11 protein-coding genes and 2 tRNA genes are annotated in these 8,957 nt (G+C 64.0%); 2 read left to right on the top strand and 11 right to left on the bottom strand.

All coding sequences use genetic code 11. The features are described 5' to 3' along the window. Positions 1–50: 50 nt before the first annotated feature. The 10 genes from RFM40_RS31565 to RFM40_RS31520 all read right to left on the bottom strand — a co-directional run bounded on the left by RFM40_RS31565 (position 51) and on the right by RFM40_RS31520 (position 6,165). Positions 51–126 (bottom strand) — tRNA-Phe (locus RFM40_RS31565). Between the two features lie 154 nt (positions 127–280). After that, positions 281–502 carry a DNA gyrase inhibitor YacG gene (gene yacG / locus RFM40_RS31560; RefSeq protein WP_059187618.1) on the bottom strand — a complete coding sequence of 74 codons (222 nt, stop codon included), beginning with the start codon at positions 500–502 and terminating at the stop codon, positions 281–283. Next, positions 499–1,125 (bottom strand): Maf-like protein, encoded by a 627-nt coding sequence (locus RFM40_RS31555; protein ID WP_126102026.1) that lies wholly within the window; start codon positions 1,123–1,125, stop codon positions 499–501. Before RFM40_RS31555 ends, yacG begins: the two co-directional genes overlap by 4 nt. 19 nt (positions 1,126–1,144) lie before the next feature. Continuing rightward, positions 1,145–1,363, bottom strand: a complete 219-nt coding sequence (infA, locus tag RFM40_RS31550; protein ID WP_006200926.1) for a translation initiation factor IF-1 — start codon at positions 1,361–1,363, stop codon at positions 1,145–1,147. 198 nt (positions 1,364–1,561) lie between these two features. Continuing rightward, positions 1,562–2,014, bottom strand: a complete 453-nt coding sequence (locus tag RFM40_RS31545; protein WP_320218832.1) for an arsenate-mycothiol transferase ArsC — start codon at positions 2,012–2,014, stop codon at positions 1,562–1,564. Between the two features lie 100 nt (positions 2,015–2,114). Continuing rightward, on the bottom strand, positions 2,115–2,600 hold the full coding sequence (locus RFM40_RS31540) for a UPF0262 family protein (protein WP_292372091.1): 486 nt from the start codon (positions 2,598–2,600) through the stop codon (positions 2,115–2,117). 2 nt (positions 2,601–2,602) lie between these two features. Beyond that, positions 2,603–3,895 carry a histidinol dehydrogenase gene (gene hisD, locus RFM40_RS31535; RefSeq protein WP_320278924.1) on the bottom strand — a complete coding sequence of 431 codons (1,293 nt, stop codon included), beginning with the start codon at positions 3,893–3,895 and terminating at the stop codon, positions 2,603–2,605. A 9-nt stretch (positions 3,896–3,904) separates the two neighbouring features. Continuing rightward, positions 3,905–4,336, bottom strand: a complete 432-nt coding sequence (locus RFM40_RS31530) for a DUF2948 family protein (RefSeq protein WP_320278923.1) — start codon at positions 4,334–4,336, stop codon at positions 3,905–3,907. Between the two features lie 217 nt (positions 4,337–4,553). After that, positions 4,554–5,846, bottom strand: coding sequence for a UDP-N-acetylglucosamine 1-carboxyvinyltransferase (murA, locus tag RFM40_RS31525; RefSeq protein ID WP_320278922.1), 1,293 nt, complete (start codon positions 5,844–5,846; stop codon positions 4,554–4,556). Positions 5,847–5,988: 142 nt separating this feature from the next. Then, the gene (locus tag RFM40_RS31520) at positions 5,989–6,165 is read right to left on the bottom strand and encodes a hypothetical protein (protein WP_320278921.1); all 177 of its coding nucleotides are present in this window, start codon (positions 6,163–6,165) and stop codon (positions 5,989–5,991) included. A gap of 224 nt (positions 6,166–6,389) precedes the next feature. Here RFM40_RS31520 and RFM40_RS31515 point away from each other — a divergent pair. Then, positions 6,390–6,464 (top strand) — tRNA-Thr (locus tag RFM40_RS31515). Positions 6,465–6,665: 201 nt separating this feature from the next. Further along, positions 6,666–8,120, top strand: a complete 1,455-nt coding sequence (locus RFM40_RS31510) for an NAD-dependent succinate-semialdehyde dehydrogenase (RefSeq protein WP_320278926.1) — start codon at positions 6,666–6,668, stop codon at positions 8,118–8,120. Between the two features lie 85 nt (positions 8,121–8,205). On the opposite strand, the gene RFM40_RS31505 is transcribed toward RFM40_RS31510, so the two are convergent. Continuing rightward, the gene (locus tag RFM40_RS31505) at positions 8,206–8,952 is read right to left on the bottom strand and encodes a GGDEF domain-containing protein (protein ID WP_320278920.1); all 747 of its coding nucleotides are present in this window, start codon (positions 8,950–8,952) and stop codon (positions 8,206–8,208) included. Between the last annotated feature and the right edge of the window lie 5 nt (positions 8,953–8,957).

Genomic DNA, 8,957 nt, shown 5'->3' with positions numbered 1-8,957 from the left:
GACTTGAGCGTCGAAGCTTCGGCGAGAGGGAATGTCGGGAGAAGAGGGGATGGTGCCCAGAGGCGGATTCGAACCACCGACACGCGGATTTTCAGTCCGCTGCTCTACCAACTGAGCTATCTGGGCCTGTGCCGGCTAACGGGATCGCCCGCCGGGTTTCACCAGAGCGCCGGGCGGCGCCCCTTGAAAGCGCGTGGGTTATAGCACGGGAATTCGGCCTGTCCAGCGCTTAGGTGTTGATAAAGAAAAATCGCGGGAAACGGCTAATTGCCGCGCGCGTTCACGGCTCGTCCTTGGGCGAGGGGCCTTGCTTCGAGCCGTCGTCCTCTTCTTCCTCATCGTCGCGGCCGGGGATGACGTAGGCGCCCTTCAGCCAGCGATTGAGGTCGATGTCCTTGCAGCGCGCCGAGCAGAATGGATAGTGCTCGCGCGCGGAAGGCTTGCCGCATTCGGGGCAGGGCCGCTTCGGTCGGAGCGGAGTAACCTTGTCGTCCGGGCTCATGGGCGCGCGACGTGCCAGTTCCGATGCGCCTTGAAACCCTCGCCGGAAAGCAGCGCCACGCTCTCATAGAGCGGCAGGCCGACCACATTGGTGTAGGAGCCGACCAGCTTGACGACGAAGGAGCCGGCGAGGCCCTGCACCGCATAGCCGCCGGCCTTGCCGCGCCATTCGCCGGAAGCGACATAGGCGTCGATCTCCTCGCGCGGCAGCCGCTTGAAGCGGACCCTGGTTTCCACCAACCGTTGGCGCAGCTTGCCGCCCGGCGTGATCAGGCAGATCCCGGAGTAGACACGGTGCGAGCGGCCGGAAAGCAGGCCAAGGCAATTCACGGCGTCGTCGATCGTCTCGGCCTTGGGCAGGATGCGCCGCCCGACCGCCACCACCGTATCGGCGGCGAGTACGAAGGCCGGCCCATAGTCGTCCTCGCTCTTCAGCGAGGTCAGCGCCTTCTCGGCCTTTTCCTTGGAGAGGCGTTTCGCCAGCGAGCGCGGATGTTCGGCGCGCAGCGGCGTCTCGTCGACGTCGGCGGGCAGCACGCGGTCCGGTTCGATGCCGGCCTGCTGCAACAGTTCGATCCGGCGCGGCGAACCCGAGGCAAGCACGAGCTTCTGCAGAATGCTCATCGCGGTTCGCGCCAGACTGTTACTTGAAGCGGTAGGTGATGCGGCCCTTGGTCAGGTCATAAGGCGTCATCTCGACCAGGACCTTGTCGCCGGTCAGCACGCGGATGCGGTTCTTGCGCATGCGGCCGGCCGTGTGGGCGATGATCTCGTGTTCGTTTTCGAGCTTCACGCGGAACATCGCATTGGGCAGCAGTTCCGTGACCACGCCCGGAAATTCGAGGACTTCTTCCTTCGGCATTCGATACCTTTGCTTGGATGGCGGTTCCGGCGCCTAGAGCATGATGCCGAAAAGTGTCAAGCGGTTTTCGGACGACATCATGCTCTACTTCTTTGATCTGGAGTCGGATGATTTCCGGCCGAACCGACCGGAAATCATCCGACTCCGGCCGGAATTTGCGGCGGAACCTATATGATAATCGCCCGCTTGTGAACATGCTTAATCCGTCGCGTTTTTTGCTTCTGGAAGCGAAAAACGTCGGCTTATGCGCGCTTTCAGCCGCTCGCGCACATCGCGGTAGGCGGCCATGATGTGCTCGCGCGTGCCGCCGGTGTCGGTCGGGTCGGGCATTGGCCAGTACTCGACCTCGACGGCGAGCGAGCGGGTGAGCTCGAGCGCGGCGTGGTGCGCTTCCGGCGCCAGCGTCACGATCAGGTCGAAATAGTCGTCTTCCAGCTCGTCCAGGGTTCTGGGCTGACGCTCGCCGAGTGTGAGGCCCTCCTCGGCAAGCACGGCGTCGACGAAGGGATCCCGCTCGCCGCTGCGCACACCGGCCGAGGCGACGAAGGTGGTGGCGGGCAGCAGCCGTCGCGCCAGCTGTTCCGCCATCGGCGAGCGCACGGCGTTCATGCCGCACACAAACAGGATCGAATGCGGCAACCCGGCCAGCACTAGAGCACGATCCCGAAAAGTGGGAACCGGTTTTCGGAGAAGATCATGCTCCAACAAAGAGTTAGATCAGGATGGCGATTCAACGAAACGTCATCCTGATCTAGCCCCGCCAATGCAGCACGCAGACCAGCGTGAACAGCCGGCGCGCCGTGTCGAAATCGATCTCGATCTTGCCGGCGAGCCGGTCCATCAGCGTCTGCGAGCCTTCATTGTGAAGGCCGCGCCGGCCCATGTCGATCGCCTCGATGTGGCTGGGCGTCGAGGAGCGGATGGCCTCGTAATAGCTTTCGCAGATCAGGTAGTAATCCTTGACGATGCGCCGCAGCGGCGTCAGCGACAGGATGTGGGTGATCACGTCGCCGCCGTCCTCGCGGCTGACGGCGAACACCAGGCGCTGCTCGGCCAGCGACAGCTTCAGCCTATATGGACCGGCGCCATCGTCGTTGACCGGCCGAAAACTGTTCTCCTCGATGAGGTCGAAGATCGCCACCGCCCGCTCGTGCTCGACATCGGGCGTCGAACGTCCGATCGATTCGTCGAGCTCGACGTCGATCAGCCTGTCGCGGTTTTGGTGGCGGCCGGACATCGCTACATGTTCAGCCGGATCGCCACGGAGCGTGCGTGCGCGTCGAGCCCTTCCGCCTTGGCGAGCGCGATCGCCGCTGGCGCCAGCGCCTTGAGCTGTTCCGGGCCGAGCTTCAGGATCGACGTGCGCTTGACGAAATCGAGCACGGACAAGCCAGACGAGAAGCGCGCCGAGCGCGCCGTCGGCAGCACGTGGTTGGAGCCGCCGACATAGTCGCCGATGACTTCCGGCGTGTGCCGGCCGAGGAAGACGGCGCCGGCATTGCGCATCCTGGCAAGGAAGTTCTCGGCGTCGTCGAAGGCGAGCTCGACATGCTCGGCAGCGATCCGGTCGACCAGCGGCAGCGAGGCCTCCAGCGCCGGCACCAGGATCACCGCGCCGAAATCGCGCCAGCTTGCCGCTGCCGTCTCGGCGCGCGGCAAGGCCTTGAGCTGGCGCTCGACCGCCTGCTCGACCGCGTTGCCGAATTCGGCACTGTCGGTGATCAGGATCGACTGCGCCGACGCATCATGCTCGGCCTGGGCGAGCAGATCGGCGGCGACCCAGTCCGGGTCGTTCTCGGCGTCGGCCACGACCAGCACTTCCGAAGGCCCGGCAATCATGTCGATGCCGACGGTGCCGAATACCTGGCGCTTGGCGGCGGCGACATAGGCATTGCCCGGTCCGACGATCTTGGCGACCGGCCTGATCGTCTCGGTGCCGTAGGCGAGCGCGGCGACGGCTTGAGCCCCGCCGACGCGGTAGATCTCGGAGACGCCGGCGAGGTCGGCCGCGACCAGAACCAGCGGATTGATGACGCCGCCCGATGCCGGCACCACGATCGCGATACGTTCGACGCCGGCGACTTTCGCCGGCACCGCATTCATAAGCACCGAGCTCGGATAGCTCGCCGTGCCGCCCGGCACATAGAGACCGACGGCCTCGATCGCCGTCCAACGCGAGCCGAGCTCGACCCCGGCGGCATCCGTATAACGATCGTCCTTCGGCTTCTGCCGCTCGTGGTGGGAACGGATGCGGTCGCGCGCGAATTTGAGCGCCTCGACCGTGGCGGGGTCGGCCGCCGCATAGGCCTTGGCGATGTCGTCTCTGGACACGGCGATGCCGAGCTTGCCGAGATCGGCCTTGTCGAATTTCAGCGTATAGTCGATGAGCGCCTGGTCGCCCTCGGTGCGCACGCGCGCGATGATGTCACGCACCACGGCCTCGACGTCGGCCGAAACTTCGCGCTTGGTGGTGAGGAATGCCGAGAAACGCTGCTCGAAATCGGCGTCGGTTTGGTTAAGCGTGATGGCCATTGTGCGGGCTCAGGTCCTGTGCACGGGTCGCGAGGTAGCTTCCCAGGAACCGCCGATATCGGCGAGCCGCGCCTCGATGCACTCGACGTCGAGCATGATCGTGCCGCCTCCCGAAAACACCAGCTCGATGATCCCGGCCGGCTTGCTGATCGCAATGAAGCTGACCGCCAGCAGCGAAAGCACCTCCGCTGGCTTGTCGCGTTGAATGCCGCTGGTCTTGGCGCCGAGCACGCGGTCGAAATGCAGGACACTCTGCCGCCGCTCGTTGTGGCTGAAGAAACCGGATTTCGCCTCCCAGACGAAACGGTTCATGGTCAGCACGAAGCGCTTGGCCGCCGGCAGGTATTCGAGGTCGGAGACCTTCATCACGGCGTCCTGGACATGGGCCGAGACGATGCTCAGATCCTGGTCGTCGAGCGCGATGAGCTTGAGAGCGGCCATGCGGAATGCGCACCTGGAGGTTGACGGTTCAAGCTTCTGTTAGAGCATGATCCCGAAAAGTGGAAACCGGTTTTTGCTTCCGCTGACCTGCGGTTCGGCAAAGATCATGCTCAAACAAAATTCTAGAGCGTGTCGAGCTCGACTAAATCGAGATCAACCACGCTCTAGTGGGTCTTTCCCGCCGGTGCAACTCGCCCGAAACGGATGCGGCGAAGCGTCAGCCCGAAATCCGCTCGATCACCGCGCCGCAGCCGGAGAGCTTCTCCTCCAGCCGCTCGAAGCCGCGGTCGAGGTGGTAGACCCGGTTGACGGTGGTCTCGCCCTCGGCGGCAAGGCCGGCGATCACCAGCGACACCGAGGCGCGCAGGTCGGTCGCCATGACCGGCGCGCCCTTGAGCTTGGCGACGCCGTCGACGATCGCCGTCTGGCCGGAAAGCGTGATGTGGGCACCGAGGCGGGCAAGCTCCTGCACATGCATGAAGCGGTTCTCGAAGATCGTCTCGGTGATGCGCGACTTGCCCTTGGCCATCGTCATCAGGCCCATGAACTGCGCCTGCAGGTCGGTCGGGAAGGCCGGGAAGGGCGCGGTCGTCACATCGACCGGGGCAATGCCGGCGCCGTTGCGCTTGACGCGGATGCCCTCGTTGGTGGGCGTGATCTCGGCGCCGGTCTCGACAAGAACGTCGAGCGCGGTCTGCAACAGGTCGGGCCGCGCGCCTTCCAGCATCACATCGCCGCCGGTCATCGCCACCGCCATGGCATAGGTGCCGGTCTCGATGCGGTCCGGAATGACCCGCACACGCGCCCCGGACAGCGCCTCGACGCCCTCGATGGTGATGGTCGAGGTGCCGGCGCCGTGAATCCTGGCGCCCATGGCGATCAGGCATTCGGCGAGGTTGACGATTTCAGGCTCGCGCGCGGCGTTTTCCAGCACCGTCTCGCCCTTGGCGAGCGCGGCCGCCATCATCAGCACATGCGTGGCGCCGACCGACACTTTCGGGAACACGTAGCGGTTGCCGACGAGGCGGCCGTTCTTGGTCTTGGCGACGACATAGCCGGTGTCGACGTCGAGCTCGGCGCCCAGCACCTGCAGGCCTTCGAGGAACAGGTCGACCGGACGCGTGCCGATGGCGCAGCCGCCGGGCAGCGACACCTTGGCTTCGCCCATGCGGGCAAGCAGCGGGCCGATCACCCAGAAGGAGGCGCGCATCTTCGACACCAGCTCGTAAGGCGCGGTGGTGTCGACGATATTGCGGGCGGAGAAATTGATGGTGCGCGAATAGCCTCGCTGCTGCTTCTCGCGCCGGCCGTTGACCGAATAGTCGACGCCATGGTTGCCGAGGATGCGGATCAATTGCTCGACATCGGCCAGATGCGGCACGTTCTCCAAGGTCAGCGTGTCGTCGGTGAGCAGCGAGGCGATCATCAGCGGCAGCGCCGCGTTCTTGGCGCCCGAGATCGGAATGCTTCCGGCAAGCTTGTTGCCGCCGACAATTCTGATGCGATCCATGAGAGAACGTCCCCTCGGCCCGGACGGGCCGGTTTTAATCGGTTGAGTATGTCCGGCTCTAGACTATTGGCCGATGCGGTTCAAGAAATAGGATTTCCCCACCTGTGGACCAAGTGTGGTCGGCCAGTGTGGCTGATTTGAGTTACTTTTTTTGCATTTTTCCAGCAGACGGCAGTCCCTCAGGCCGCTTATCAGCGTCGCAGGCGCGTCGGGAACGCGCCTGCGCCTTGCGTTTCTGCAGGTTGGCGCGCAACGCCTCGGCGAGCCGGTCCTTGCGCTCGCCGCCGCTGTTTTTGGGTGGATTTGCCTTGTCGTTCATCGTCCGTCCCCGCAGGCGGATAGCCGGCTGTGGTTCCGGCATAGTTAACATTATGGCGCGGCCATGTCATGGACGCCGCTTGGAAGCGGCCTTCACAGCCGCGGCATTCAATGCATGTCGCCCAAAGGCGCGCAGCGGTTTTGCGACAACGAGATGGCGTCGTTTTAAGGTTTTCTTGGCCTTGCGCTTGCCGGTTCGTTATGGCAGAAGCGCCGCCATCGCAGGCTGCGGTAGCTCAGTGGTAGAGCACTCCCTTGGTAAGGGAGAGGTCGAGAGTTCAATCCTCTCTCGCAGCACCAGCCCCGCTTCGGGCACCTCCTCTCCCTTGATCAGAGCTGTCATTCGTTATCGATGACTTCCAGGACGCCAAGCTGCCAAGGTGGGTCTACCGCCGTTCTTCCCAGGCCCTATGAGAAGCACGGGCCTGCGGAATACACGTTGGCGCCTCAAACGCCAGCTCTTTGACGAGGAGACCGGTATTGCCCCTGTGCCCGCCGATGATGCGCCGCTTGAAATCCCCCGACCTGTTTGGCGCGATCGACCGTCTGCCGGCGCTTGGTACGCCGGCTGGCGGGCGTAGATTTGAAATCTTCAATCCATCGACCGGCGAGCTCTTGGCGGAGCTTCCGGACATGGGCGTCGAGGAGACGCGCGCGGCGATCGACAAGGCCTATGCCGCTCAGGCCGAATGGGCAGGGCTGACCGCCCGGGAGCGCAGCGAAATGCTGTGGCAGTGGCATCAACTGATCGTCACCCACACCGACGACCTCGCGGCGATCCTGACCGCGGAGATGGGCAAGCCGCTTGCGGAAGCCAAATCGGAAGTCTCTCACGCCGCCGCCTATCTGCAATGGTATGCCGAGGAGGCCAATCGCATCTACGGCGAGACGATCTCGGCGCCGTCGACGGACCGCCGCATGCTGGTGATCAAGCAGCCGATCGGCGTCGTCGGCACGATCACGCCCTGGAACTTTCCCGCATCGATGGTGGCGCGCAAGATCTCGCCTGCGCTGGCGGCGGGCTGCGCCATCGTGCTGAAGCCCGCCGAACAGACGCCGCTTGTCGCGGGCGCCATGTTTGCGCTCGCCGCCGAGGCCGGTTTTCCCGACGGTGTCGTGAACCTTGTCTACGCCTCCGAGGGTGCCGCGGTGGGGCGTGAGCTCTGCCACAATCACAAAGTGCGCAAGATCAGCTTTACCGGATCGACCGAGGTCGGGCGCCTGCTGATGCGCCAGTGCTCGGACCAGATCAAGAAGGTCAGCCTCGAGCTGGGCGGCAACGCGCCTTTCATCGTCTTCGACGACGCCGACATCGACGCCGCCGTGGACGGTGCGATCCAGGCGAAGTTCCGCAATGCCGGCCAGACTTGCGTTTCGGCGAACCGCCTTTACGTCCAGTCAGGCGTCCATGACGAGTTCGTCGACAAATTCGTCGAACGGGTTCGCCAGCTTCAGGTCGGTGACGGTTTCGATCCCGGTGTCGCCATCGGCCCGCTGATCGACAGCCACGCGCTCTCCAAGATCGAATCCCACATCGCCGATGCCGTGGCAAAAGGCGGTGCGATCCGCTGTGGCGGAGGAAGGATTGGTAGAGACGGCACTTTTTTCCAGCCGACGGTCCTGACCGATATCTCCAGCGCAATGACGGTGGCGCAGGAGGAGACGTTTGGGCCATTGGCCCCTGTCATCCGCTTCGAGGATGCGGATCAGGTCGTGCGTGAGGCCAACGACACGATCTACGGCCTCGCTGCCTATTTCTATGCTTCCAACCTGAAGCGTGTCTGGCGTGTGGCCGAAGCGCTGGAATATGGCATGGTCGGCATCAACACCGGACGCATGTCCTCGGAAGCAGCACCCTTCGGTGGAGTGAAGCAGTCCGGCATCGGGCGCGAGGGTTCCCGCCACGGCCTCGAGGATTACCTTGAGATGAAATATCTCTGCATGGGCGGCATTTGAGGCATAAAGTGGCCGGGCCGCTTGTGAAGAACGATTGTGCCGCGGAATTATCGCCCGAGCAGGTCGCTGGGTTCCGCTCGCCGGTTCAGTTGCTGATATGCGACAACGCCAGGTCAGCCTCGTCCTGAGCTTCCAACAGGAGTTCTTCTGCTGACCGGAACATGTCCTCGAACGCCAGTTCATGCTCGAAGACAACGCCGCCGACGCGGATGGCAAGCACGTCCTTGTCGCCTTTCGGCGCGAAATAAATCTGTCCGACCGCTTCTCGAACGCGTTCGCCGATTTCCTTAGCCTCCTGCTTCGTCGCGCCGGGGAGGAAAACGCCAAACATCGAGTTTCCGATACGGCCGATCAGATCGTCCTTGCGCACCGAGGATCGGATAGCCGAGGCGATGAGACGCAACGCTTCGTCACCCCAGCCGAGACCGAAGCGCAGGTTGATCGAGGCAAGATGTTCCGGGTGGATGACCAGGAAGGCGCCCGAACGCGGGCCGGCCGGCCTCGCCGCCCTTCTGTCGATCATCGACGTGAACACCGCCCCGTTGAGGCAGCCGGTCAGCCGGTCGTAGGTGCCGGACCTGGTGAGTTCCTGCCGGTAGCGGCGGAGCTCGACCTCTCTCCAGCCGAGCAGGGCAAAGAGCGGCAGGCCGATGACGATGGGCACAAGCGTCGCGGTGATGACGCTGCGGCCGAACGGCGTCAACGCGTCGCTGAGCAGGAGCAGGTAGTTCAGGCCGAGCGACAGGGCGACGCAGCCGGTCGTGCCGAGCAGGGACAGCCAAAAGACATGCTTCCATGCCTTTGCCGGCGCGGTCTCGGTTTCTGTGCTCACTGGCC

Origin of the sequence: Mesorhizobium captivum (genome assembly GCF_033977165.1) — a bacterium.
GTDB classification, from domain to species: domain Bacteria; phylum Pseudomonadota; class Alphaproteobacteria; order Rhizobiales; family Rhizobiaceae; genus Mesorhizobium; species Mesorhizobium captivum.
The sequence above is the reverse complement of the archived record's forward strand: the minus strand, read 5'-3'. Positions and strand labels throughout refer to the sequence as shown.

Excerpts from the sequence above, each read along its gene's own strand:
- yacG (WP_059187618.1), bottom strand. The coding sequence starts at position 502 with ATGAGCCCGGACGACAAGGTTACTCCGCTCCGACCGAAGCGGCCCTGC.
- RFM40_RS31555 (WP_126102026.1), bottom strand. The coding sequence starts at position 1,125 with ATGAGCATTCTGCAGAAGCTCGTGCTTGCCTCGGGTTCGCCGCGCCGG.
- infA (WP_006200926.1), bottom strand. The coding sequence starts at position 1,363 with ATGCCGAAGGAAGAAGTCCTCGAATTTCCGGGCGTGGTCACGGAACTG.
- RFM40_RS31540 (WP_292372091.1), bottom strand. The coding sequence starts at position 2,600 with ATGTCCGGCCGCCACCAAAACCGCGACAGGCTGATCGACGTCGAGCTC.
- hisD (WP_320278924.1), bottom strand. The coding sequence starts at position 3,895 with ATGGCCATCACGCTTAACCAAACCGACGCCGATTTCGAGCAGCGTTTC.
- RFM40_RS31530 (WP_320278923.1), bottom strand. The coding sequence starts at position 4,336 with ATGGCCGCTCTCAAGCTCATCGCGCTCGACGACCAGGATCTGAGCATC.
- murA (WP_320278922.1), bottom strand. The coding sequence starts at position 5,846 with ATGGATCGCATCAGAATTGTCGGCGGCAACAAGCTTGCCGGAAGCATT.
- RFM40_RS31520 (WP_320278921.1), bottom strand. The coding sequence starts at position 6,165 with ATGAACGACAAGGCAAATCCACCCAAAAACAGCGGCGGCGAGCGCAAG.
- RFM40_RS31510 (WP_320278926.1), top strand. The coding sequence starts at position 6,666 with ATGCGCCGCTTGAAATCCCCCGACCTGTTTGGCGCGATCGACCGTCTG.